Source organism: Achromobacter sp. GbtcB20 (assembly GCF_019091095.1).
Taxonomy (GTDB): domain Bacteria; phylum Pseudomonadota; class Gammaproteobacteria; order Burkholderiales; family Burkholderiaceae_B; genus Achromobacter; species Achromobacter mucicolens.
Genome location: NZ_JAGXJZ010000543.1, coordinates 1 through 270 on the forward strand (window position 1 = coordinate 1; position 270 = coordinate 270).

Annotated in this window: 1 protein-coding gene; it reads left to right on the forward strand. The window is 60.0% G+C overall.

The window, feature by feature from the left end; translation table 11 throughout:
* Positions 1–253: hypothetical protein (locus KVT32_RS30145; protein WP_217619435.1), on the forward strand; the 253-nt coding region annotated here is incomplete at its 5' end.
* Positions 254–270: the final 17 nt, after the last annotated feature.

The window sequence follows — 270 nt, forward strand, 5'->3', positions numbered from 1 at the left end:
CCAGGGCGTGGCCCGCGGCATCGCCGCCGAACTGCTACCTACCTTGAACAGCCTGGCTGGTGCGTTCTTAACGGCGATGACCGAGGGTGACCGCCTCAAATCCATTGGCCAAGTGATCGCAGGTGTGTTCAAGGTGCTGTACACCAGCGGCGCACACACGGTGCAAATGTTCTCGACCGTACGGCAGGTGATAGGTGGCTTTGCGACCATGATCACGACCAATCTTTCCGGTGCGATCGATGTGTTGTCGTAGGTGGCCGGCGGCGACTT